This window comes from Bradyrhizobium hipponense (genome assembly GCF_008123965.1).
GTDB classification, from domain to species: domain Bacteria; phylum Pseudomonadota; class Alphaproteobacteria; order Rhizobiales; family Xanthobacteraceae; genus Bradyrhizobium; species Bradyrhizobium hipponense.
This window is the reverse complement of sequence record NZ_VSTH01000014.1, coordinates 23,072-47,037: the sequence shown is the minus strand read 5'-3', so window position 1 is coordinate 47,037 and position 23,966 is coordinate 23,072. Positions and strand designations below refer to the sequence as shown.

General features: G+C 64.4%; 23 protein-coding genes. 17 read left to right on the top strand and 6 right to left on the bottom strand.

Annotated features, from left to right (window positions below):
* The first annotated feature begins 268 nt into the window (after positions 1-268).
* Positions 269-1,450, top strand: a complete 1,182-nt coding sequence (locus FXV83_RS03040; RefSeq protein WP_148737645.1) for an MFS transporter — start codon at positions 269-271, stop codon at positions 1,448-1,450.
* A gap of 108 nt (positions 1,451-1,558) precedes the next feature.
* Here the strand turns inward: FXV83_RS03040 and FXV83_RS03035 are convergent, their stop codons facing one another.
* Positions 1,559-1,816 carry a hypothetical protein gene (locus FXV83_RS03035; protein WP_187435617.1) on the bottom strand — a complete coding sequence of 86 codons (258 nt, stop codon included), beginning with the start codon at positions 1,814-1,816 and terminating at the stop codon, positions 1,559-1,561.
* 288 nt (positions 1,817-2,104) lie between these two features.
* Between FXV83_RS03035 and FXV83_RS03030 the strand changes: the two genes are divergently transcribed.
* Complete coding sequence (locus FXV83_RS03030; RefSeq protein ID WP_148737641.1) at positions 2,105-2,479, top strand: hypothetical protein; 375 nt, start codon at positions 2,105-2,107, stop codon at positions 2,477-2,479.
* Here the strand turns inward: FXV83_RS03030 and FXV83_RS03025 are convergent.
* The gene (locus FXV83_RS03025) at positions 2,466-3,719 is read right to left on the bottom strand and encodes a polysaccharide deacetylase family protein (RefSeq protein WP_148737639.1); all 1,254 of its coding nucleotides are present in this window, start codon (positions 3,717-3,719) and stop codon (positions 2,466-2,468) included. The genes FXV83_RS03030 and FXV83_RS03025 overlap by 14 nt on opposite strands.
* A gap of 177 nt (positions 3,720-3,896) precedes the next feature.
* Positions 3,897-4,670: a polysaccharide deacetylase family protein gene (locus tag FXV83_RS03020; RefSeq protein ID WP_187435616.1), complete on the bottom strand. Its 774-nt coding sequence runs from the start codon at positions 4,668-4,670 to the stop codon at positions 3,897-3,899.
* 116 nt (positions 4,671-4,786) lie between these two features.
* Between FXV83_RS03020 and mgtE the strand changes: the two genes are divergently transcribed.
* The 4 genes from mgtE (at position 4,787) to FXV83_RS03000 (ending at position 8,675) form a co-directional block, all read left to right on the top strand.
* Positions 4,787-6,208, top strand: a complete 1,422-nt coding sequence (gene mgtE, locus FXV83_RS03015) for a magnesium transporter (RefSeq protein WP_148737635.1) — start codon at positions 4,787-4,789, stop codon at positions 6,206-6,208.
* A 236-nt stretch (positions 6,209-6,444) separates the two neighbouring features.
* Positions 6,445-6,747, top strand: a complete 303-nt coding sequence (locus FXV83_RS03010; RefSeq protein WP_148737633.1) for a helix-turn-helix domain-containing protein — start codon at positions 6,445-6,447, stop codon at positions 6,745-6,747.
* A 121-nt stretch (positions 6,748-6,868) separates the two neighbouring features.
* Positions 6,869-7,687 carry an aldo/keto reductase gene (locus tag FXV83_RS03005; RefSeq protein ID WP_148737631.1) on the top strand — a complete coding sequence of 273 codons (819 nt, stop codon included), beginning with the start codon at positions 6,869-6,871 and terminating at the stop codon, positions 7,685-7,687.
* Between the two features lie 49 nt (positions 7,688-7,736).
* Positions 7,737-8,675 carry a hypothetical protein gene (locus tag FXV83_RS03000; protein ID WP_148737629.1) on the top strand — a complete coding sequence of 313 codons (939 nt, stop codon included), beginning with the start codon at positions 7,737-7,739 and terminating at the stop codon, positions 8,673-8,675.
* A gap of 211 nt (positions 8,676-8,886) precedes the next feature.
* On the opposite strand, the gene FXV83_RS02995 is transcribed toward FXV83_RS03000, so the two are convergent.
* On the bottom strand, positions 8,887-9,612 hold the full coding sequence (locus tag FXV83_RS02995; protein ID WP_148737627.1) for a DUF599 domain-containing protein: 726 nt from the start codon (positions 9,610-9,612) through the stop codon (positions 8,887-8,889).
* A 123-nt stretch (positions 9,613-9,735) separates the two neighbouring features.
* On the opposite strand from FXV83_RS02995, the gene FXV83_RS02990 reads away from it, so the two are divergent.
* The 4 genes from FXV83_RS02990 to FXV83_RS02975 all read left to right on the top strand — a co-directional run bounded on the left by FXV83_RS02990 (position 9,736) and on the right by FXV83_RS02975 (position 12,559).
* The gene (locus FXV83_RS02990) at positions 9,736-10,398 is read left to right on the top strand and encodes a glutathione S-transferase family protein (protein WP_148737625.1); all 663 of its coding nucleotides are present in this window, start codon (positions 9,736-9,738) and stop codon (positions 10,396-10,398) included.
* A gap of 318 nt (positions 10,399-10,716) precedes the next feature.
* The gene (locus FXV83_RS02985) at positions 10,717-10,920 is read left to right on the top strand and encodes a hypothetical protein (RefSeq protein ID WP_148737623.1); all 204 of its coding nucleotides are present in this window, start codon (positions 10,717-10,719) and stop codon (positions 10,918-10,920) included.
* 169 nt (positions 10,921-11,089) lie between these two features.
* Complete coding sequence (locus FXV83_RS02980; RefSeq protein ID WP_148737621.1) at positions 11,090-12,076, top strand: hypothetical protein; 987 nt, start codon at positions 11,090-11,092, stop codon at positions 12,074-12,076.
* 42 nt (positions 12,077-12,118) lie between these two features.
* Positions 12,119-12,559 (top strand): DUF1489 family protein, encoded by a 441-nt coding sequence (locus tag FXV83_RS02975; protein WP_148737619.1) that lies wholly within the window; start codon positions 12,119-12,121, stop codon positions 12,557-12,559.
* Here FXV83_RS02975 and panC read toward each other — a convergent pair.
* Positions 12,556-13,407: a pantoate--beta-alanine ligase gene (gene panC / locus FXV83_RS02970; protein ID WP_148737617.1), complete on the bottom strand. Its 852-nt coding sequence runs from the start codon at positions 13,405-13,407 to the stop codon at positions 12,556-12,558. The two genes, FXV83_RS02975 and panC, sit on opposite strands and share 4 nt — an antisense overlap.
* A 285-nt stretch (positions 13,408-13,692) precedes the next feature.
* Between panC and FXV83_RS02965 the strand changes: the two genes are divergently transcribed.
* From FXV83_RS02965 to FXV83_RS02950, 4 genes are all read left to right on the top strand, one after another.
* Positions 13,693-14,616, top strand: coding sequence for a division plane positioning ATPase MipZ (locus tag FXV83_RS02965; protein WP_148737615.1), 924 nt, complete (start codon positions 13,693-13,695; stop codon positions 14,614-14,616).
* 344 nt (positions 14,617-14,960) lie between these two features.
* Positions 14,961-15,821: an alpha/beta fold hydrolase gene (locus FXV83_RS02960; protein ID WP_148737613.1), complete on the top strand. Its 861-nt coding sequence runs from the start codon at positions 14,961-14,963 to the stop codon at positions 15,819-15,821.
* A gap of 126 nt (positions 15,822-15,947) precedes the next feature.
* Complete coding sequence (locus FXV83_RS02955; protein WP_148737611.1) at positions 15,948-16,697, top strand: vWA domain-containing protein; 750 nt, start codon at positions 15,948-15,950, stop codon at positions 16,695-16,697.
* Between the two features lie 64 nt (positions 16,698-16,761).
* A complete protein-coding gene (locus FXV83_RS02950; protein WP_148737609.1) occupies positions 16,762-17,484 on the top strand; it encodes a DnaJ domain-containing protein in 723 nt (240 codons plus the stop codon).
* A gap of 226 nt (positions 17,485-17,710) precedes the next feature.
* Here the strand turns inward: FXV83_RS02950 and FXV83_RS02945 are convergent, their stop codons facing one another.
* The gene (locus tag FXV83_RS02945) at positions 17,711-19,549 is read right to left on the bottom strand and encodes a D-alanyl-D-alanine carboxypeptidase (protein ID WP_148737607.1); all 1,839 of its coding nucleotides are present in this window, start codon (positions 19,547-19,549) and stop codon (positions 17,711-17,713) included.
* 391 nt (positions 19,550-19,940) lie between these two features.
* Between FXV83_RS02945 and FXV83_RS02940 the strand changes: the two genes are divergently transcribed.
* The 3 genes from FXV83_RS02940 (at position 19,941) to clpA (ending at position 23,963) form a co-directional block, all read left to right on the top strand.
* Entirely contained in the window at positions 19,941-20,279 is a 339-nt protein-coding gene (locus FXV83_RS02940) for a phasin family protein (protein ID WP_148737605.1), read from the top strand.
* 663 nt (positions 20,280-20,942) lie between these two features.
* On the top strand, positions 20,943-21,275 hold the full coding sequence (clpS, locus tag FXV83_RS02935; RefSeq protein WP_187435651.1) for an ATP-dependent Clp protease adapter ClpS: 333 nt from the start codon (positions 20,943-20,945) through the stop codon (positions 21,273-21,275).
* Positions 21,276-21,557: 282 nt separating this feature from the next.
* Positions 21,558-23,963, top strand: a complete 2,406-nt coding sequence (clpA, locus tag FXV83_RS02930; protein WP_148737601.1) for an ATP-dependent Clp protease ATP-binding subunit ClpA — start codon at positions 21,558-21,560, stop codon at positions 23,961-23,963.
* Positions 23,964-23,966 lie beyond the last annotated feature (3 nt).

Sequence of the window (23,966 nt, the reverse complement as noted above, 5' to 3'; positions counted from 1 at the left end):
TCGCAGGACGTAGCGCTTGGTATCGGGAACCGATATTGCCGCCAAGCGTTCCCGCCTCTTGGCGTGAGCCCGCCCGGTCGGGACGATCGTGGGATCATGATCCGACATCCGGCAGTCGGCGCTCCGGCACTGACAGGGACGAACCCAGAGACGAAGCGTGACGATGACGTCGGCTGATACTCCGCGCCAACAGTTCAGGATGGACCTTCCGTGCGTCGTGGGCATCGGATCTTGGTCTGTCGATGGGCCGACGGCGGGGTAGGACGTCATGGCCAGATCGCACCTCTCGATCGGATCGTCGCCCGCCTTCACCTTCGTGCTGACAATGGGGATGGTGAATCTGTTCGGCGACATGACTTATGAGGGCGGCGGGGCCATGAACGGCCAGTTCATGGCGACGCTCGGAGCCAGCGCTGCCGTCGTCAGCATCACCGCGGGTGTCGGTGAATTTCTCGGCTACGGCTTGCGCTCGGTCGCCGGCTATTTAGCCGACAAGACCGGGCGATACTGGCTTGTCACCTTCATCGGCTACGCCATCAACCTTCTTGCCGTACCCGCGATGGCCTTGGCCGCAAACTGGCAGGTTGCCGCTCTCCTGGTTTTGGCCGAGCGCATTGGCCGCGCCATGCGCAAACCCACCGTCGAGGCAATGCTCTCCTATACGACCGGCAAGCATGGAAGAGGTTGGGTGTATGCCGTCAACACGGCTCTCGATGAGACCGGAGCCACGCTCGGGCCCTTGATCGTTGCGCTCGTCCTGTTTCTGAATGGCGATTATCGGACCGGTTATGCGCTGCTCTTGATCTCGGCCCTGCTGGCGTTCGGCGCGCTCGCCATCGCGCGCATCAACTTTCCTGTCCCCGCGCGTCTCGAACAGGGCAGAACGGCGCCCGCGCGCGGATTGAGCCGATCATATTGGCTCTACATGGCTGCGGCGGCATGCGTCGCAGCCGGCCTGATGAGCTATGAGTTGATCGCCTATCATCTGGCAACCGCCAAGATCGTCGCCGAGCACTGGATACCGGTCTTCCTGGCGTTTTCGACCGGATGCGGCGTCATCGCCAGTCTCGTTCTCGGCAAGCTCTACGACAGAGCTGCGCTTCCAACGCTGCTGGTCGCCGTCCTGTTGTCCGCCCTGTTCTCGCCATTTGCGTTCCTGGGCGGTTTTACAGCGGTCCTCATCGGCATGGTGTTCTGGGGCATCGGATATGCGATCCAGGACACACTGTTCAAGGCCGTGGTCGCAAGCGTGCTGCCGGAGGGCGAACGCAATCTGGCATTCGGTCTGTTCTATGCGGGTTACGGAGTTGGCTGGCTGATCGGCAGCGTCGCGACCGGGTTGCTCTATGATCATTCGCGTGTCGGCCTTGTCGCTTTCGCGGTGCTCGCCCAGCTGCTGTCCTTGCCGCTGTTCGTGCTCGCCAAACGACAAGAATCATCGGCGCGCTGACGGCGCGGTGCATGACCACCCCGCTCACGTCTAAACCTACTGCTGCACGCAGCGCTTCGTGCGGGCGTCGTTTGGACAACCCCAGCCCGGCCGATAGATCGCCGCGCCTCAGCCATATTCCTCGCCGATGCCGTACTCCCGGTAGATCTCCAGCGGATCAATGTCCGGGAACAGGCGGCATTTGGCTTGGGCGAGGTGCAGGCTCACGGCCGCCGGCTCCTTGCCGTTCGACAGTATTTTCCGGATGTCGTCCATATGCGCGCGGGGCTGGTGCTTTGCCTCGAGCTGCTCCAGCGCGACCAGCGCGGTGGCGAGGGCCTCAGTGAGGACCCATTCGTCGTGGCCCGTGATTCCCTTCTTCGGCATCGGCAGACCCCCCATGCGAGTGGCGGCGACAGTCTATCGCGGCTTGCGCCGAATCTCCATTGAGCCGTTGCGCGCGCGGCTGGAACAGTTGGCTCGCCGTGGTTGTTTGCATTGTGGCCGGGCATGGCTAAAAGGCAGCCGGCGGGCGGCGATCTTATCTTAGTTGCAACAAAGTTGGCGTAGAGGGGCCTGCGCGGCATTCGGGCCGGCCTTGCGGCCCTGCACGCCGGCGCCGGCGAAATTCGCAATATTTGTCCGGTTGCGCGCCTTCTCTCGGGTGGAGCCAGCATGGTCTTTCTAAGCATCGCCTACCGCTTCCTGACCAATTTCGCGTTCCTGGCGATGGTATATTTCAGCCTGAACTTCATGGAGAAATATCCGAACCGGGCGATGCTCGCGATCCTGGTGCTGATCTACAGCGCCATGCGCGCAGCCTCGACGCTGCGCTCGTTCTATTTCTTCCAGAAGATCGAGAAGCTCGAGACCGAGACGCGGCGGTTGCAGGGCCCCATCAATGACGGCAGCGGCGGAACGAGTGCGCGCAAGCAGGTCGTGATGGACGTTGCCCGGCTGCGCCGCGACGGCGAGCTGAAGTCCTATATGGACCTGCTCTTCCTGGCGCTGATCGTGCTGCTCTGCGTCGCCAACATCATGCGGCAGTAGGATAGCGCTTACTGGGCCGGGTCGGACGCGGCGTGGCGCTGTTGGGCTGGGCTACGTGCTTCGGCGTGGCCGGCGTCGCATGCGAGGTGTGCCGGGCTTGCGGCTTGGCGGCCTTTCCCTTGGGAGCGCGGGTCGTTTCGGCCGCCATGGCGAGCCGCGTCGCGGCGCGCCGTGACAATGTCGTGGACAGCAGCACCTCGAGCGAGCCCTCGGGAATCGCGAAGAGATCGCGGCCTGGCGCGGGCAGGATGGCGGCGACATTCGCCTGCGCCATGGTCCGGCGCGGCAACAGCGGCTGATGCGCCGGTTGCGCGTTGAGATCGGCCAGGTCAGGCGCCGGAAGCGTTTGGGTCTGCGTGTAGACAAAATTGGGCACGGCCGGCCAGCGCGCGATCGGCGTCGTCTCCGACGGCGGATGCAGCAGCCATTCCACCGGCGCGGTCGGTGTCGCCGGACGGTCGGCGGTCGCCGGCACCACATGCACTATGCGATAGCCGCGCGCCTTGAGGTCGCGGATGATCTTTGGCAGCGCCGCGACGGTGCGGGCCTGGATGTCGTGCAGCAGCAAGATGCCCTTGCCCTTGGCCTCAAGCCGTTGGATCGCGAGCTGGTAGACGCGATCAGGCGACACGTGCCGCCAGTCGTCGGCCGGGAAGTCCGCGCTCCAGACCTGGATGCCGCGCGAGATCAGAAGGTTCTCGACGCCTTCGGCCCGCATCAGGCCGGGGATCCGGAAGAACGGCGCCAGTGCGGACGGATCGGTCATCGCGGCCGATGTCCACTCGATGCCACCATTGATTTCGGCGTTGGCTTTCTCGATCGGCATCCTGTCGAATGTCAGGGGATGGGTCATGCTGTGGGTGCCGACAGTGTGGCCCGCCGTCACCAGCTTGCGCACGCCTTCCGGGTTGGCCTTGGCCTGGCCGCCGATGATGAAGAAGGTTGCCTTGACGCATTCATCGGCCAGGATCTGCAGCACCTGGTTGGAATATTTCGGCAGCGGGCCGTCGTCGAAGGTCAGGACCACTTCGTGGTCTTTCAACGGCAGCGTCTCGCGGTACTGCATGGTGCCGATCCGCGGATGCTCGTGCGGGTCGACTACGAGGGTGCGCGAGGTGCCGAGCGCGTCCGGATGGCCGGGGCAATCGGCCGCAAGCGCCGCCGGCGAGCCGAGGGTCAGAAATCCGAGACCGAGGACGACCCACGATCGCGTCCGGAAAGCAACGCTACTGCCGATCATCAACCCGGTCTGCCCTCATGCGCGATTGCCGCCATAGTAGGTCGCGGGCGCCCGGAAACGGTTCAGGCGCGAGTCCCTTCCTATCAAACAGTCCCCATCATGTTTGCATGGCGTAGCATGAACAGACTGTTAACAGACGCCAAATCCCCCATTTTGCGCCGGCGTGACATTCCGGCATCAATGCGCGTCGGCATTCTTCTGCACCGCGCCCGCCGGCACGACGTGAACGACGCGGTAGCCGTTCTCCCGCAAATAGCGCAGGAAGGCAGGCATGATCGCGGCCGTTCGCGCCTTGGGGTCGTGGAAGAGAATGATACCCTTGCCGGCCGCGGCGAGGCGCTCGGTGACGAGCTTCAACTCCTGCTCCGGCGTCATGTCTTCCCAGTCGCTGGCCCACAGATCGGCCCCGAACACGACGATGCCGCGCGACTGGAGCAGGTCGAGCTCGGCTGGCGTCGCCTCGAAATAGGGGAAGCGGAAGAACGGCGTCGATGGCGTCATCGTCGAGGTGCCGTGCAGCGCCATTTCGTTGGCTGCGATGCCGCGGTCGATCTCGCTCCTCGCCTTGTCGAACGGGATCCGCGCCATGAACGCATGCGACCAGGTGTGGTGGCCGATCGTGTGGCCCTCGCGGGCGATGCGCTTGACCATGTCGGGATGCTCGGAGGCGGGCAGGCCGATCAGGAAGAAGGTCGCGTGCACGCATTCCTGCGCCAGCGCGGCCAGCACCTTCGAGGTGGTCGGCGGATGCGGGCCATCGTCGAAGGTCAGCACGACCTCGTGATCGGCGAGAGGCAGCGTCTGGGGAAAGCTCTTCAATCCGACCCGTGGCGTCGTCTTGGCATCGACGCTCAGCACCCGTGAGGTGCCGAGCGCTCCCTTGCGCGGACAGTTGGCGGCATCAGCACAGGCGATGCCGATCAGGGCGGCGAGCAGCGCGCCCGCCGGCATTGAGGTCCACCTCGGTTGATGCATCTTTGCCATTGCGCTCGCTAATGCCTTGTGGGTATTGCCTGAACGATCAGCTGAGACCACCTGACCCGACCTGTCAAACGGAGAGGCGCGCCATGGACGAACATATGGACGTTGCCACCTCCGCCGAGGCCTCGGTACTCGACCACGTTCCGATGCGCAATGAAGACGGCGAAATTCGTCACGAATTCGTCGAGGAGATTGCGCACGCGATCGAAGGCGGCGACAGCGCGCTGTTGCGTGCCATCGTTGCCGAGCTGCACGAGGCCGATCTCGGCGATCTGATCGGGGCTCTCGAGCCCGGCGACCGCGTCCGCCTGGTCGAGCTCACCGGGCGCGACTTCGACTTCTCGGCGCTGAACGAGCTCGACGAGGGCGTGCGCGAGGAGATCCTCGAGGAGCTGCCGCCGGAGACGGTGGCCGAGGGTGTCCGCGAGCTCGAATCCGACGACGCCGTCGAGCTGCTCGAAGCCCTCGACCACGCCGATCAGGAGGAGATCCTCGAGAAGCTGCCGCTGCAAGAGCGCGTCGCGCTCGAGCGCAGCCTTCTTTATCCGGAAAATTCCGCCGGCCGGCGCATGCAGACCGAGTTCATCGCGGTGCCGCAGGATTTCACCGTCGGCCAGGCGATCGACTACATGCGCGAGACGCCGGATCTGCCCGACCGCTTCTACGAGATCTACGTCGTCGACAAGGACCAGCACTGGCAGGGCGCGATCCCCCTCGACGTCCTGCTCCGCGCCCGCCGCCCGATCGCGCTCGCCGAATTGACCGACGAGGATCGCCGCCGCGTCTCCGTCCTGGAGGACCAGGAAGAGGTGGCGCGCATGTTCGGCAAGTACAATCTGGTCGCGGCGCCCGTGCTCGACACTCAGGACCGCCTCGTCGGTGTCATCACCGTCGACGACGTCGTCGACGTGATCGAGGAAGAGGCGGACGAGGACCTCAAGGCACTGGGCGGCGTCAACAGCGACGAAGAGCTCTCCGACACCGTGTTCACCATTGCGCGGGCGCGGTTCAACTGGCTGCTGGTCAATCTGGCCACCGCCTTCCTGGCATCCTCAGTGCTCGGCCTGTTCGAGGGCCAGCTCGAGAAGATGGTGGCGCTCGCCGTGTTGGCGCCGATCGTCGCAAGCCAGGGCGGCAACGCCGCGACCCAGACCATGACGGTCGCGGTGCGTGCGCTGGCCACCCGCGAGCTCGGCTCTTTCAATGCCTTTCGCGTGGTGATGCGCGAGGGTCTGGTTGGCCTCGTCAACGGTCTTGCCTTCGCCGTGATCACGGGGATCGCGGCGGTCGTCTGGTTCAAGATCCCGGGCCTCGGTATCGTCATTGGGCTCGCGATCATCTGCAATCTGTTGGCAGGTGCGCTCGGCGGCATCCTGATCCCGATGGCACTGGACCGGGTGCGGGCCGACCCGGCCGTGGCCTCCGGCACCTTCGTCACGACCGTGACCGACGTTGTCGGCTTCTTCTCCTTCCTCGGCATCGCCACCCTGTGGTTCGGGCTGAAGTAGGGCGGGCGCATACTCTCTCCTCGTCATTGCGAGCGCAGCGAAGCAATCCAGACTCCCTCCACGGGCGGCAGTCTGGATTGCTTCGTCGCAAGAGCTCCTCGCAATGACGGGGGCGGGTAGCGGGAGTGCCCTCACTCTCGTGTCCCGGGGCGCGCTCTGCCACGTCCGGGGCACGAGTCTGCTATCTTTAATCCGAACTTAAGCGGCCTGCCGCATCATAGCCCGTGCCTGGGGGAATGAGCATGCGGTTGCGGCTGAAGGCGGACGGAAGGATCGTTGAAATGCGGGACGGGCAGGAGTTTCCGGTCCAGCCCGCGATGCCAAGCCCGGCCGCCGAAGCCAGTCCGCTTGCGGTGCGCGATTTGCGCCGCCGCGCCTGCCTCACCCAGATGGAGTTTGCCGCCAAATTGGGGGTGCCCGTCGAGACCATCCGCAACTGGGAGCAGGGCAAGCGCGCCCCGCGGGGACCCGCCCGCGCGCTGCTCGCCGTGATCGCGCATGCGCCGGAGACGGTGTTCCAGGCGCTCGCCAAAGCCTGACGCCAATGTCCCGTTAGGGTTGCGCTGAATAACCGCCTCGCGTGCTGCAGCCTCCGTTGGCACTGTCACCGGCGGGGTCCATAATGCGACCTGGGGGCGACTTCGACAGAGAGGATTCCTCATGCTGTTCGTCGAGGCCAATGGCGCAAAAATCCCGGCGATCGGGCTGGGGACCTGGGAGCTGAGCGGGCGGACCTGCGCGCGCGTGGTCGAGCAGGCACTCCGGCTCGGCTACCGCCACATCGACACCGCGCAGGCCTATGATAATGAGCGCGAGGTCGGCGATGGAATGCGGTCCTCGGGCGTGCGGCGTGATGACGTCTTCCTCACCACCAAGGTCTGGACCAACCATTTCGCGCCCCACGATCTCGAGCGCTCGGTCAAGGAGAGCCTGGCGCGGCTGCGGCTTCCGTCCGTCGACCTGTTGCTGCTGCACTGGCCCAATCCGCATGTGCCGCTGGCGGAGACGCTGGGCGCGCTGGCGCATGCCAAGCGGATGGGCCTGACGCACCACATCGGCGTGTCTAATTTCACGGTAACCCTGATCGAAGAGGCGGTCGCGCTGTGTACGGAGCCGCTCGTCTGCAACCAAGTCGAATATCACCCCTATCTCGACCAGGCCAAGGTGAGGGCGGCTTGCGACCGGCACGGCCTGGCGCTGGTTGCCTACAGCCCGATCGCCAAGGGTCGCATCAAGTTCGACCAGACGCTTGCGGCAATCGGGCGCGCCCATCGCAAGACGCCGGCGCAAATCTGCCTGCGCTGGCTGGTGCAGCAGAATATTTCCGCGATCCCGCGCACTTCGCGCGTCGAGCGGCTGTCGGAAAACATCGAGATCTTCGATTTCGCGCTGATGGACGACGAGATGGCGCAGGTCGCGGCGCTGGCCAGCCCGAAGGGGCGCCTGACCGATTTCGGCTTCGCGCCGAAATGGGATTGAGAGGGCGATCCGGTATGCTAGGACCAGCGCGGCAACCCAAGACCGGTCGATGGAATCGCGGAAGATCATACGGACGGACATTGCAGCGTCGGCGATCGCGCATCTGACGCTGGTGGGGCTGATCATCCTGATCAGCGAGGTCCATCCGTTTCACCCCGCGGCGCCCGAAACGGTGTCGGTCGACATGGTTACGCCGGAGCAGGTGAAGCAGGAGGAGGAGAAGGCCAAGGAAGAGGTCAAGCAAGACCTCAAGCAAGACGTCAAGCAAGAGGTCAAGCAAGAGGCGAAGGAGAAACCGCCGGAGCCGCCGCCCGATCTGAAGCTGCCGAAGCTGGATTTCACCGACAAGGAGAAGGCGGACGCAGCGGCGAAGCCTGCGACCAAGCAGCAAGCCGCGTCGCAAGCGTCGCAGCAGCAGGCCTTGCCCGAGCAGCCAGCGCAGCAGAAACAGCCTCAGCCATCGCCGCCACAACAGCCGTTGCCGCGGCTGCAGTCTCAGCCGGCACCGCAGCCACAAGCGATGCCGCAGCCCCAGGCCGCGCTGCCGGCCTATCAGGCCCCCGAGCCTGACGTCACCGTCAAGTACGGTATCATGCTGGGCCTGCCGCCGGAATTGCCGCCCGAGCCGAAGGACGCGCCCAAGGACGACGGCGGCGATGCCAAGGATTCGATCAGTGCGAAGCTTCCGCCCGAGGTGATCGCCGAGCTTCGCCGGCACTTGAGGAGTTGCGCAAAACTACCGGCCGGGGTCGAGCCGACCGACAATTTGCACATCAAGCTGCGCACGGTGCTCGCCACCGACGGCACGCTGGCGCGTGAGCCGATCCTGATCGAAGCCCCGCCATCCGCAAAGGGCGTCGCCCTCGTGAAATCCGCGATGAGCGCGCTGCAAGCCTGCCAGCCCTACAAGATGCTGCCGGCAGACAAATACGGGGAATGGAAGGTGATGGACCTGCCATTCTCGCCGCGGGATTTTGGCGGGTCTTGAGTAGCGTCTCGCGATGTCCGCGGAACAGCAGGTGGGGCGAGGCCAGAAGTCTGCAATTCAAAATGCAAGCTGGAAGCGCGGACCTGCCGCCTCATACTCCATCATTGCGAGCGCAGCGAAGCAATCCAGAATCCCTCCGCGGCGGCAGTCTGGATTGCTTCGCTTCGCTAGGAATGACGATGTGGTGAGAGCGGTGTGACACTCCATCGCCTCATCCTTGGAACCGACTCTTCCGCATCTCCCCGCCATCCATGACAACCTCAGGCGCCATTGCCTCCCACGCGCTCGACGCGAACTGGCGCCGCCAGGTCACGATCACCACGGCGGCCGTGGTCACAAACAGCAGCCACGGGCTGACGAACCAGCCGAGATAGCCGAGCGCGAAGAAGAAGGCGCGCTGGCCGCGGTTGAAATGGCGGCCGGCGGATTCGAACAGGCGCGAGGTGCGGATCACGTGCGCCTCGGCCTCTGGCGTGTCGCGCTGCGAGGCCGGCGGCATGCCGCCGAACAGGATCGCGACGTAGTTGAACAGGCGATAGGCCCAGGCGAACTTGAAAAAGGCGTAGACGCAGATCAGCACCAGGCCGACGCATTTCAATTCCCACAGCGCCGGCGAGGGGCTGAGATCGATCGGCAGCTTACTCAGGATGGTGATGGCGTCGTTGGTGGCGTGCAGCAGCGCCAGCGCGCCGCCGAGCGCGAACAGGCTGGTCGAGGCGAAGAAGGCGGTGCCGTTCTGGAGCGAGGCCATGATCTGCATGTCGACCATGCGGGTGTCACGGTCGAGCAGGCGGCGGACCCAGACCTCGCGATAGCGGTTCATGCGCGCCGACAGGCTGTCGCGGCCGTAGGCCGAGTGCTCCAGCGTCAGGGCATAGACCGTCCATTCGATGATGAAGAAGCCGACGGCGGTGATGTCGACCCAATGCCTGCTCATGTCGCTCTCCTCGCGAGGATCGCCACGATTGCCACGCATGGCCCAATGCGGCAACGATTGATTGGCGGCAGACGATGGCGCTAAAAGCAGCCGCATCCATAAGACTTGGGAAGGACTGGTGACATGGCAGCGTTGAAGCTTGCGATCGGCAACAAGAACTACTCGTCATGGTCGATGCGGCCCTGGCTCGCGCTGCGCGCCAATGGCATTGCGTTCGAGGAGACCGTCATCCCGCTCTACACCGACAATCCGGCGGACAAGCAACAGATCCTGAGCTTCAGCCGCGCCGGCAAGGTGCCGGTGCTGGTCGACGGTGACATCACAGTGTGGGATTCGCTGAGCATCATCGAATACATCGCCGAGCGCTATCCGGACGCGAAGCTGTGGCCCGCTGACGTTGCCGCTCGCGCGCATGCCCGTTCGGTCTGCGCGGAGATGCATTCCGGCTTCATGGCCTTGCGCAACGAATGCGGCATGAACCTGCATCGTCCCGTGCGTCCGGTGGCATTGTCGGCGGATGCGCTCTCCAACATCGCGCGCATCCAGGAGATCTGGCGCGAGTGCAGGGCGCGCCACGGTGCCAACGGACCGTTCCTGTTCGGCGGATTCGGCGCGGCGGATGCAATGTACGCGCCGGTCGTGCACCGCTTCCGCACCTATGCGATCGACGTCGGGCCCGAGGCCAAAGCCTATATGGACACGATGATGGCGCTGCCGGCGTTCCAGGAATGGACTCGCGACGGACTCGCCGAAACGCTCGTCATCGCAAGGTTCGAGACCGTGTAGCCAGGATGGTGATTTGAACGCCGCCAGCTGGCCGCCCGCGACGGCTTCCCGGTCGACCAGCTGAGCCGGATTCTGGCCCAGGAACTGCCCAAGGCCGCGGATCCCGCGAGCCCGGCCGGCAGCCTGCCCGACACCGCATGACGGACCGCTTCCGGCGGGTTCGGCGACCGGGCGGCATCACTCTGAAATAACTGCAAAATTGGCACGTTCATGCTCGCATATTGCTGGCCAAATCGGCGGGCCGCGTGCTATAGACAGGCCGGGTTTTCGGCCGGCCGTCGCAGTGGGACCCTGGGCACGGCAGGCGCTGTTTGAGTCATGGAGAGGGCGTTGAAGCATAAATTTCCGATCGGCACGCGCGTATTGTTCACGGCCAGCAATGTCGCGCGTCCGGCTGCCACCGGCACGTATGAGGTCATCCGCCTGCTGCCGACCGATGGCGACGACTGCCAGTACCGCATCAAAAGCTCGACCGAAGCCTTCGAACGCGTCGCCAAGGAAAGCCAGCTCGCACCCTCCTGACGGAGGCGGATGCCGAGCATTGACGTCGCGGACGAATTTGCTCGTCCGCTGTCGCCTGCTTGCCGTGAAAAGGCCGCTTCGCCTCGACAAACTGAACCCGGGGGCAGCTGCCGGTTCGCGGTGCTCGCTTTGACCATTCGCTCTTTGCTCGCGTGAGGGGACGTCGCGCATGAACTGGGCATGGGCTACTTCGCTCGACCAAATCTGGCTCTCGCCGGCCTTTCCGATGTGGATGACGCTGGCGGCCGCCGGCTTCTTCGGACTGATTCTCCTGATCACGTTGCTGCGCGCCGAAAGGTCGGTCGCTAACGGCGCGCCGACAGTGATCACGCTGCTCGCCATCGCCATCGCGGGGGCTGCCACCGTGCGGGTCTACGGGACGGCGAGGCCGGAAGCGCCAATCGACGCGCGCGCGCAAGCTGCGGTGACTGCGAGCCTGCCGGCGCTGTCCTGCCTCGACGGTCTTGCCGGTGACATGGTCGCCGCCGGCTGCGAGAAGGCGTTGTTCGGCTCGCCCGATGCGGCGGCTGCGGCCGTCTCCTACACCGCAGCGAGGATCGACCGGCTGACCGCGCTCGGCGATGCCGCGATCGCCGACAAGAGCCTGACGCTGGACCTGAAGGTGCTGCGCAAGTCGCTGGAGCGCGATCGCTACGGTCTCGTCGCGCAGGTGCTGGTCACGCGCGACGGATGCACGCAGTTCGATTGCGCCGCCTTCCGCTCGCTGACCGATCAGCAGCAGGTCGCTACCAACATGGATGCCCATCTCTACGATACGCTGGTCGCGCGCTACGCGCCGGGCTGGAACGCGCCCGCCGCAGCGCCGGCGATGCCGGCCTCCGCGGCGCTTGCGGGGTTGCCGCCATCGATGCCGACGGGCAAGCCGACCAGTGCCGAGTTCCCGAGCGCCTCGTCGACGCCTCCTGTGAGCATCATGAATCCGGAGCCGCCCACATCGGCGACGCGTCAGGCCCCCACCGCCAACGCCGCGCCGGCTGCTCCGCGCGCGCCGGCTGCGGCCTCGGCACAGGCTGCCGTGCCGGCGGCTCCGGCCGCGAAGAAGCCGCCGGCTCCGAAGGCTGCACGCGCGCCGGTCGCACCGGTTCCGCTGGCGCCGCCGCCGGCCTCGGCCCCCGCGGCTGCGGATAACGAATAGTTCGGCTTTGAAAACCCGTGGCCGGCCCGCTAATGCTTGGGCATGCCACTACATCTGATCAAGCTCGCCGTCGGCTGCGACTCCGTCAAGGAATTGAAGGGGTGGATCGCCGAACGGATGCAGACGGCCAAGAAAAAAGGCCTGCCGCAACACCACATCCACGTCACCCGCATGGTGCCCAAGCGCGACGCCGAGATTCTCGCGGGCGGCTCGCTCTATTGGGTGATCAAGGGCGAGATCGCCGCGCGCGAAAAGATCATCGGCATCGAGCCGTTCCGCGACAAGGACGGCATCGGCCGCTGCAGGATCGTGATGCAGCCCAAGGTGATCTCGGTATCGCCGCGCCCGATGCGCCCGTTCCAGGGCTGGCGCTATCTCGCCGACGACGTGGTTCCGCCCGACCTCGGCAAGTCTGCCGCGGGCACGATCGCGGCAATGCCGGAGCCGATGCGGCGCGAGCTGCGCGACCTCGGACTGCTCTAAACCGCGATATTGTCGATCAGCCGCGTCGAGCCGAGCTTCGCTGCGACCAGGATCCGCAACGGCCCGTCCTTGAGCGAGGTGACGGGCGCAAGCGTCCGGGCGTGACGCACGTCGAAATAGTCGAGCGCAAAGCCGGCCGCCTCGATCATCTCGGTGCCGCGCGCCACCGCAGACCCGATTGCCTCGCCGGCGCGGATCCGCCCGGCACTGTCCTTCATGGCACGGTAGAGCGTGGTCGCGGTCTGGCGCTCCTCCGGCGACAGATAGACGTTGCGCGAGGACATCGCGAGGCCGTCGCGCTCGCGCACCGTGCGGGAGCCGATCACGTTGACGCCGAGGTCGAGATCCCCGGCCATGCGCGTCACCACCCGCAATTGCTGAAAGTCCTTCTCGCCGAAAATCGCGATATCCGGCCGGCACTGTGTGAACAGCTTGCCGACGACGGTGGCGACGCCACCGAAAAAGTGTGGGCGGAAGCGATCCTCGAGACCCGCGAGCGCCGGCCCCTCCGGCACGATGCGGGTGGCAAAGCCCTCCGGATACATCGCCGCGACGTCGGGGTGCCAAACGACGTCCACGCCCTCGGCCGCGAGCTTGGCGATGTCGGCCTTCCAGGTTCGCGGATAGGCGCCGAAATCCTCGGTTGGCGCAAACTGGGTCGGGTTCACGAAAATCGAGACGACGACCCGGCTGGCGCGCCGCTTGGCCAGGCGCACCAGCGACACATGTCCGTCATGGAGCGCCCCCATGGTTGGCACCAGCGCGATCGTGGACTTTCGCTTGCGAAGATTGTCGACCGCGCGTCGCAAGCTTGGGACCGTGCGGGCGATCAAGGGGCTTGGTGGCATCAGGACTCAACGGGGTTGGGAGCGGAGGCGGGCGCGTCCCGGCGCCCGAGCGGCTAACCTTAACAAGCCGCGGTCGTGGACGCCATGCATCCGGATGCGGCACAGCATCCCGCGCAAGCCCGCACAGGATGTGCGCGACATTGTGGGTTGGATCACAGACGAGAGACGGCGCAGCGATTCATCATGAAGAATGGCGCGATGCGATTTGCATTGCCTGTCACGCATTTCACTTGACCGCAGACGCAGCCAACTCGAAGATATTCGGCAGGGGTGTTGAGGATTGCTATGCTTGTGCAGGCTAGCCAAGGCCAATCCGGTTCGGCGCATGTTGTCGTGCTCGGCAACGAGAAAGGCGGCTCCGGCAAGTCGACCACCGCCCTGCACATCGCTGTTGCGCTTCTGAAGGCCGGCCAGCGCGTCGCCAGCATCGATCTCGACTGCCGTCAGCAAAGCTTCACCCACTACATCGCCAACCGTTCCGCCTGGGCGCGCCGCACCAGGCTCGACCTCGAACTGCCGGTGCATCGCTGCATCAAGCTCGGCGAGACCATGCAGATCGCCGAGAACGAGAATTCCGAGTTCCAGCAATTCATGGAGGCGGTTTCGGCGATCGAGAGCAGTTTCGACTTCATCGTCATCGATACGCCCGGCACCGACAGCTACCTGATGCGGCTCGCCCATTCGATGGCCGATACGCTGGTCACGCCGATCAACGACAGCTTTCTCGATTTCGACGTGCTCGGCACCGTCGACCCCGCCAACTATGCGGTGACTGGCGAGAGCCACTACGCCGAGATGGTGCGCGACACCCGCCGCAAGCGTCGCCAGCTTGACGGTTCGACCACCGACTGGATCGTGGTGCGCAACCGCCTGTCCATGCTTGGCTCCCGCAACAAGCAGCTCGTGGCCGACAGCCTGAAGGATTTGTCGCTGCGGCTGGGCTTCCGCTATGTCGACGGCTTTGCCGAGCGCGTCGTCTACCGCGAGTTCTTCCCGCGCGGCCTGACCGCCCTCGACGAGATCGACGAAGCCACGCTCGGGATGCGGCCCAATCTTGGCCACCTCACTGCGCGCGAAGAGGTGACGAGCCTGCTCCGCCAGCTCAAGCTTCCGCTCGACGAGCGCGGCCGCCGCCGTGCGGCCAATCGGGCCGAGTGGTTCAGTCAGGTCGACAAGCCGCTCGAGGTCCACGACATCCTCGGCGCCTGACCCACGGTATCTTGCTACTTCCGGTCGCTCGGTATTGTCGGTTCCCGCGGGAACTGAATCCGCGCAAGATCGTTCTCATCTTACATTTACTGCGAAATTGAACCCCATCGACATGGGTTGCGTCAGATAGTGACTTGCAGCCTGACGTAGTCGTATGAGGAGGGATGCTTAAGAAGCGTGTGCGTCGCACAATGAAAGGGCTGCCAGTTCACAAAATTTAGCCTTCCTGTCACGCGGCTGTGACATATATTAGGGAATAGGCGCGAGGGGGCCAAAGAGCTCCCCGAACAAGCACGGTTTCGACAGGGACTTCAGGTGAAACAAGCCTGAGGCTGAGGACGAAAATGAAGCGTGGAATTGCCGTTCTGGTTTCGGTCACTGCCCTCTGTGGCATCGCCTACTTCACGGCGAGCAAGTGGGCCATCAGGCACGAGACCATCACCTTCTACGATGCCTCGCGCGACAACCGTCCGGTGCCTGTCGATATCGCGATCCGTCGTGACAAGGAAATGCAGGCCAATGCCGGCATGATCACAATGCCGGTGGCCGTGATCAATCACGGCAACACTGTCAAGAACACCGAATACGGTTTCCTCGCCAACATCTTCGCGGCGCGCGGCTATCTCGTCGTCAGCCCGCAGCACGATCTGCCGACCGATCCTCCAATGGTGACCAAGCCCGGCGAGCTCTATGTCGGCCGGCTACCGCAGATCCTGCGCGGCGTCGCCAACATCCATCTCGCGATGCAGGAGATGAAGAAGGTCCAGCCTAACGCCGATTACGCCAGGGTGACGATGGTCGGCCACTCCATGGGCGGCGACATCACGATGTACTTCGCCAAGCAGTATCCGGATGAGGTCAAGAAGGTCGTCACGCTCGACAATTTGCGTGTGCCGTTCGTCACCGCGGGCAAGTTCAAGATCCTGTCGTTCCGCTCCAAGGATCCGCAGTTCAAAACCGATCCGGGCGTGATCCCGACGGACGAGGAGTGCGAGCAGGCCGGGATCCAGGTCGTGAAGACCGAATACCAGCATAACGACATGCGCGACACCGGTCCGGATGACGCGAAGAACTCGATCCAGGGCATGCTGGACAAGTTCCTGAGCGCGACTGACAGCGAGGTGCGACCGGTCGACACCAGTTCGTCCCCGCCCAAGATTCTCGAGCCTGGCCCGGTCGCCTTGATGGCGCCGGCCAAGAGCTGACGTTTCGCTCCTCGGCAGCAATTGGATTTTCGAAGCCTCCGTCGGTGCCCGCCTGCGGAGGCTTTGCACATTGACCGAGCAGTGCGCGCTAACCACATTAGCCGTTCACGCCAGGTGTGAGCAGGAATGTCGGGCGAACCTATCAAACCGCGCGGCGGCGATGCCGTCTCGACGCAAGCAGGCGGCGCGCTGCCCCACGCCACGACGTCGACCTCGGAGGATATCGCTGCCTTCGTCACCAAGGCGCGTGCGCTGTCGCCGCACGCACCCGGCGCGAAGGGGCGCCTGATCTTCGCGCTGGACGCGACGATGAGCCGACAACCGACCTGGGATATGGCCTGCGCACTCCAGGCAGACATGTTCCGCGAAGCGGCGGCAATCGGCACCCTTGACATCCGGCTGGTCTATTATCGCGGGTTCAACGAGTGCCGCGCCACGGGCTGGATTTCCGAGAGCGCCAAACTTGCGACGCTGATGAGCAAGATCGACTGCCGCGGCGGCGACACCCAGATCGGCAAGGTGCTGAGCGAGGCACGGCGCGAAGCGGTCGCATCTGGCGTGCGTGCGGTGGTCTTTGTTGGCGATGCGATGGAGGAGAAAGTTGACGAGCTCTGCGCCAAGGCCGGTGAGCTTGGCATGCTCAAAGTGCCCGTATTCATGTTTCAGGAAGGCCATGACAACGTGGCTGAGCAGGCATTTCGCGAGATTGCGCGCCTGACCGGCGGTGCCTGGTGCCGGTTCGATCCTGGCGCAGCAGCGCAGTTGCGCGACCTCTTGCGCTCCGCTGCGGCCTATGCGGCGGGTGGCCGCGAGGCGCTGCTTAAATTGTCGAAGACGACAGATGGCGCGGCGAAGCTGATCGGCCAGATGAAGTGAGACACATTTGCCTGGCACGCGGTGCCCGCATGCATTTTGTGTTCGAGGCGACTATATACGGCCCATGACTCTGATTGCCGGCGTTGTCGCCGTTATCACGCTCTATCTGCTGCTCCAGATGTTCCGCTCCGCCAATCCGGCGGTGCTGGCGCGCACCATCAAGTTCGGTGGGGGCGTGGTGGCGCTGGCGGTTGCGGCGTTCACGGGCTTGCGGGGCGAACTGGCAGTTGCGATCCCGCTCGGGATCTTCGGCGCCGGCCTGCTCGGCTGGGCGCCGCTGGCAAATTCGGGCTTCGGCAATATCGGCGCGCTGTTCGGCGGCGCGGCGCGCTCAACCGGGCAGGCGTCGCGCGTACGCTCGCAATTCCTCGACATGCGGCTCGACCACGATTCTGGTCAGCTTGCGGGCCAGATCGTCGCCGGGCCTCATGCCGGGCGCAATCTCGACGAGTTCGATCTCGCTGGCCTGCTGGCGATGGTCCCGGCCTTCGACGCCGAGAGCGTGGCCCTACTTGAAAGCTATCTGGACCGCCGGTTTCCCGCTTGGCGTCAGAACGCGCAAGGCGACGCGGCAGGGCGGCAGCGCCGCACGGTGGCGAGCGGCAAAATGACGGCGGAGGAAGCCTATCAGATCCTTGGCTTGCAGCCTGGGGCGGGGCGAGACGACATCAGCCGGGCCCATAAGTCCCTGATGAAGAAACTGCATCCCGACCAGGGGGGCTCGACGTACCTCGCTGCCCGTGTAAACGAGGCCAAGGATACTCTGCTTCGTACGCATAACGGCTAACTCCGGCACCACGCTACAAACGCCCGTACCGCGTGAGCTCCGCTTGCTCTGTTTGCCGTCGCCCCGATGCCCGCCATTGTCGGCGTGGTCGATCCCTAGAGCAAAGTCTTAACCGTAAAGTCTTGACGAGAGGTTGTCGCGAAACGGCCTTCGCATCATCTCATCCCCAAACGAAAATGCCCGCGCCGAAAGGCGCGGGCATTTTGACGGAAGGGGATGATGACGATCAGTTGCGGACGGTGATGCAGGAGATATCGGCGCGTTTCAAGGCGCGGCAGACGGCTTCGGCCTGGTCCCGCTCAAGCCCGGCGAAGCGGGCGCGGTAGAGCTTGCGATTGTCCTTGGCGAGCACGGGCTCGGTGAACGGATCGGCCTTGCTGAGCAGACCGTGGGCCGAACTGCGCGCGGCGTCGATGCGCTGCTGGGCTTCGCCCTCGCTCTCGAGCGCACCGACCTGGACGATCCAGCCGCTGTGGGTGAGGACCGGCCGGGCGGTGGCGCCCATCTGGACCGGCTGGGGTGCCGGATCGGCGGAGGCGAGCTTCGGAGCAGCTGGGGCGGGAGCGGCGGCGGTTGCGGCCGGCAGCACGCCGAGAATGCCATTGCCAGTGCCGAATCCCGCGGGCTGCCGCGGCAGCTCCGTACGGGCGACTTCGGCCTTCGGCGCCTCGGGCTGGCTGACGATCTCGGGCTTGTTGATGAGATCGGCCCGGGCGACGACGGCGCCGGAGGTCTCGGCAATTTCGGCTCGCGCCGGAATGGTGCTGGTGATCGGCGGTGCCGCTTGCGTCGGGGCGGCGGAAGCGAGCTTCACGGCGCCCGCCTTGACCTGAACCGTCTTGACGCGGACCGGCTTCATCGGCTCGGACGAGCCCGGGATGATGGAGAGTGGCTGGCTGGCGATGACGCCGTTGGTGAGCGGGGCGGGCTCGACCTTTGCCTCGGCGGCTGACCTGGTGTCAGGCTTGGGCTGCGCCGGCGGCATCGCGGCGGTCGCCGCCGCAAGCGCCGATAGGCGCGAAGGACGCGGCAGGGCCGGTTCGGGAGCAGGAGCCGCCGCAGCAGTCTGGACCTGCGGCACCGGGCGGGCCGGAGCATTCGAAGCATCGGCGACATCTGTGTTGGCGTCCGAGCCGTTGCGCTCGGTGATCGCAGCGACGGTGCGGCTCGACGCGCCCTTCTCGAGATTCTCTGCGAGCAAATTGCGCATGATGGCGTCGCGCGAACCGCCGCTGCGGCCGCCCAGCACCACCCCGATCAAATGTCGGTTGCCGCGGCGCATCGACGTCACGAGGTTGAAGCCGGAGGCGCGGGTGTAGCCGGTCTTGATGCCGTCGACGCCCTCGACGCTGCCAAGCAGGTGATTGTGGTTGCGGATCGACTGTCCACGGAAATTGAACGAGGCGGTCGAGAAGTAGCGGTAATAGCGCGGGAAGCGCTCCTGGATGGCGCGACCGAGCGTGGCCTGGTCGCGCGCCGTCGTCACCTGCTCGTCGTTCGGCAGACCCGATGCGTTGCGATACACGGTCTTGGACATGCCGAGCGCGCGCGCCTTGCGCGTCATCATCTGGGCGAAATCGTCCTCTTCGCCGCCGATCGCTTCCGCGATCACCACGGCCGCGTCGTTGGCGGAACGGGTGACGAGACCCTTGATCGCGTCCTCGACGCGGATGGTCTGGCCGGGGCGCAAATTGAGCTTGGTCGGATCCTGTTCGGCGGCGTGCTGAGACACTGGCATTTCGGTGTCGAGCTTCATCTTGCCAGACTCGAGGCGCTCGAACAGCAGATAGAGCGTCATGATCTTGGTGAGCGAGGCGGGGTGGCGCAGTCCGTCCGGGCTCGTCGCCTGAAGCACCGCGCCGGAATTCCCGTCGACGATGATGGACGCGAATTTCGAGCTGGAGTTCTCGGAAACATCGCGCTGCACCCGGTGGTGCGCGTAATGGCGGCGATGGCGCCGGGCCTCGGCGGCGTCGGTCGTAAAGATGACCGCGGCCGTGACCGTAAGAAGCCCGAAAACGCCAACCCGCGCCAAGCGCGAGGAAGCCAAGTTTTTACGAAGCATGGAACCCCGTCCCCGTTTCTGACTTAATCACCGGCTCGTGAGGCGAAATTGTGCCCTGCGGACCCGGGATCATTACCTGCTCAGGCTGTCCCTCCGCTGGTGGTCGCCGCGGGGGAAGTTCGGCCTGAGCCGCTATTCTGGCTAAGGCGATGTTCTCAAACGGCTTTGGCCGCCTGCGGTAGATGAACACGTCCAGGGAATCAGGGTAGGGGGCTGCGGTTTCCAAAAGCTTAAGGAACTCTTGCGGAAAATCCCGGGAATCTCCGTAACTTGGGCGCCCTTTTTGTTTGTGCGTCGCACAAAATTCTTGACTTTTTTGTGCGTTGCACTAATTATGGGCAGCGTCAGGGAGCCGGGGCTTCCCGACAAAGTCAGGGAAAAGGATTCCAAGATGTTCAAGGTTGAAGACTTTCAGAACTACGGGAAAGAGCACTTCGAGCAGTACGTCGCCTCCGCGACCACGGTGCAGCACGGCCTCCAGGCGATCGCCAGTGCTTATGGCGACTACACCAAGAAGTCGTTCGAAGACACCAAGTCCTTCGTCGAGAAGCTTTCCGGCGTGAAGTCGCTGGACAAGGCTCTGGAAGCGCAAACCGATTTCGCCCGTTCCTCCTACGAGACCTTCGTCGCGGAATCGCAGAAGATCGCCGGCCTCTACAACGACCTCGCCAAGCAGGCCTTCAAGCCGGTCGAGACCATCGTGTCGAAGTTCACCCCGGCCGCTCACTGATCTTCCGGACTCCTGGAATCAAAAAGCCCGGCTGAACCAGCCGGGCTTTTTTTGCTTGCGTGCGTGGGATTCGTCAGCGCGCCGCGCGCGGCTTGTCGGTATTGCCAGCGCAATATTGCAGCACTGGAAGTCGCGTCGCCGCGGCAGGTATTCACCCGGGCTGTGAGCCGTTGCTGCTGTACCAGCGGTTCTGCGGAATGATACCGCCCAAGATCGCGCCACGACATCGAACGGCCTGCAGTTCGCCCCGTAGAAAGCCGGAGCTGCGCCGCGCGAAACCGTCGCAGCCGCGTGAGCGCCGGGTTCCTGGTCAAACACGTTCTAAGCGGCCGGGCTGGAAGTTTTTGTCAAATCGATCCGGATTGATTAACCTTGCCGAGGATTGCCCGGACCGGGAATCGGGATTGCCGTGGGCGCGTCGGTCGAGCCCTTGCCTTGCGGCGAGCCCGGGGCAGGCCCATATTGCCGGAAGCCGATCCGGCTTGGACCGGAACGGTTGGAAGCGGCGGTCCAACAAGGCGGTGCGCCTGCGCGAAGCTCCGAAGGGAGGAGCAGCGCAGCGCTCCGTCATACGCTTCCGTGGGGAATTTGAACGCCTGAGCCATGCCGCAACTGTCTTCAAGCCTCGACCTTCCTGCGGCCGCCGCCGCCTACGCTCCCCGGATGAGCAATGACGAGAACCGTTCCGGCGGCCCCTCCGCTCCGAACACGTCCGTCATCACCAAGGTCAAGCCGAAGACCAAGCGGCCAAACCTGTATCGCGTGCTGATCCTGAACGACGACTACACACCGATGGAATTCGTCGTTCACGTGCTGGAGAAGTTCTTTCAGAAGGACATCGAGGCTGCGACCAAGATCATGCTGCACGTCCACCACCACGGCATCGGAGAGTGCGGCGTGTTCACCTACGAAATCGCCGAGACCAAGGTGACGCAGGTGATGGATTTCGCCCGCAAGCACCAGCATCCGCTGCAATGCGTGATGGAAAAGAAGTAAGCCTCGTTACGGCGCGTGCGAAGCCGGTTGTTGCGTATGCCGCAGTGATAGTCGCGTGACGTCTCCGCGATCCTGCTCGGCCAGGAAGCTTGCGAAAATCTGCCTCGGCGCCGATCCCGTCCAAACCGGAACGGGTTTTGCATCGAAATTAACGCAGGTGTGTCGCCGCCGAGTCGCGGAACCGGTCTTTCGCCGCGATCTTGTATAACTATATGTGACAAAGGTTGTTGTTGCCTGACCGGGCGATGGCGATCATGATGGTGGGGGCCATAGAGGACGCGAATGCCGACTTTTTCCCAAAGCCTTGAACAATCCCTGCATCGTGCGCTGGCGATCGCAAACGAGCGTCATCACCAATACGCGACGCTCGAGCATCTCTTGCTCTCTTTGATCGACGACTCCGATGCAGCCGCCGTCATGCGCGCCTGTAGCGTCGATCTCGACAAGCTCCGTACGAGCTTGGTCAATTATCTTGAAACCGAATTCGAGAATCTGGTGACGGATGGCGCCGACGATGCCAAGCCGACCGCCGGTTTCCAGCGCGTGATCCAGCGCGCGGTAATCCACGTACAATCCTCCGGTCGCGAAGAGGTGACCGGCGCCAACGTGTTGATTGCGATCTTCGCCGAACGCGAGAGCCATGCCGCGTATTTCCTGCAGGAGCAGGACATGACACGCTACGACGCGGTCAACTACATCAGCCACGGCATCGCCAAGCGGCCGGGCGTCTCCGAGGCGCGCCCTGTGCGCGGCGTCGACGAAGAGACCGAGGCCAAGGGCAGCGAAGACGCCAAAAAGAAGGGCGAGGCGCTCGAGACCTATTGCGTCAACCTCAACAAGAAGGCGCGTGACGGCAAGATCGATCCGGTGATCGGACGCAATTCCGAGATCAACCGTGCGATCCAGGTGCTGTGCCGCCGGCAGAAGAACAATCCGCTGTTCGTGGGCGAGGCCGGTGTCGGCAAGACCGCGATCGCGGAGGGGCTCGCCAAGCGCATCGTTGACAGCGAAGTGCCGGAAGTTCTCGCGGCGGCCACGGTATTCTCGCTCGACATGGGCACGCTGCTCGCGGGCACGCGCTATCGCGGCGACTTCGAGGAGCGCCTGAAACAGGTGCTGAAGGAGCTCGAAGCGCACCCCAACGCCATCCTGTTCATCGATGAGATTCACACCGTGATCGGTGCGGGCGCGACCTCAGGCGGGGCGATGGATGCCTCGAATCTGCTCAAGCCCGCGCTCGCCTCCGGCACCATCCGCTGCATGGGCTCGACGACCTACAAGGAGTATCGCCAGCACTTCGAAAAGGACCGCGCGCTGGTGCGGCGCTTCCAGAAGATCGACATCAACGAGCCGACGGTCGAGGACGCGATCGCCATCCTCAAGGGCCTCAAGCCGTATTTCGAGGACTATCACCGGCTGAAGTACACCAACGAGGCGATCGAGGCCGCGGTGCAGCTCTCCTCGCGCTACATCCACGACCGCAAGTTGCCGGACAAGGCAATCGACGTGATCGACGAGTCCGGCGCGGCGCAGATGCTGGTCGCCGAGAACAAGCGCAAGAAGACCATCGGCATCAAGGAGATCGAGACCACGATCGCCTCGATGGCGCGGATTCCGCCGAAGAGCGTGTCGAAGGACGATGCCGAGGTGCTGAAGCATCTCGAACAGACCCTGAAACGCACGGTGTTCGGCCAGGACAAGGCAATCGAGTCACTTGCGGCATCGATCAAGCTGGCGCGTGCGGGCTTGCGCGAGCCGGAGAAGCCGATCGGCTGCTACCTGTTCTCGGGGCCCACCGGCGTCGGCAAGACGGAAGTGGCAAAGCAGCTTGCGGCGAGCCTCGGCGTCGAGTTGCTGCGCTTCGACATGTCCGAATACATGGAGCGGCACACCGTGTCGCGCCTGATCGGCGCGCCTCCGGGCTATGTCGGCTTCGACCAGGGCGGTCTGCTCACCGACGGCGTCGATCAGCATCCGCATTGCGTGGTGCTGCTCGACGAAATCGAGAAGGCGCATCCCGACCTCTACAACGTGCTGCTCCAGATCATGGATCACGGCCGGCTCACCGACCATAACGGCAAGCAGGTCAACTTCCGCAACGTGATCCTGATCATGACCACGAATGCGGGTGCTTCGGATCTCGCCAAGCAGGCGTTCGGCTTCACGCGGTCCAAGCGCGAAGGTGACGACCACGAGGCGATCAACCGGCAGTTCGCGCCGGAATTCCGCAACCGCCTCGATGCCGTCGTCTCGTTCAGCCATCTCAGTGTCGAGGTGATCGGCACGGTGGTGGAGAAGTTCGTGCTCCAGCTCGAGGCCCAGCTCGGCGACCGCGATGTCACCATCGAGCTGTCCGAGCCCGCCAAGGCGTGGCTGGTCCAGCACGGCTATGACGAGCAGATGGGCGCGCGGCCGATGGCCCGCGTGATTCAGGAGCACATCAAGAAGCCGCTCGCCGACGAGGTGCTGTTCGGCAAGCTCAAGGGCGGCGGTCACGTCCGCGTCGTCCTGGTCAAGGACGAAGCCGACGAGACCAAGGACAAGATCGGCTTCGAGTTCGTCGAGGGTCCCGTGACGCCGAAGCAGGAGAAACTGCCCGCCCGCAAGCGTCCGCCGGGCAAGTCCAAGCCGGGCGGCCCCGGCGGCTCGAAGGGGCCGACCTCAAAGGGGCCGCTGGTCAAGGTCTAATCG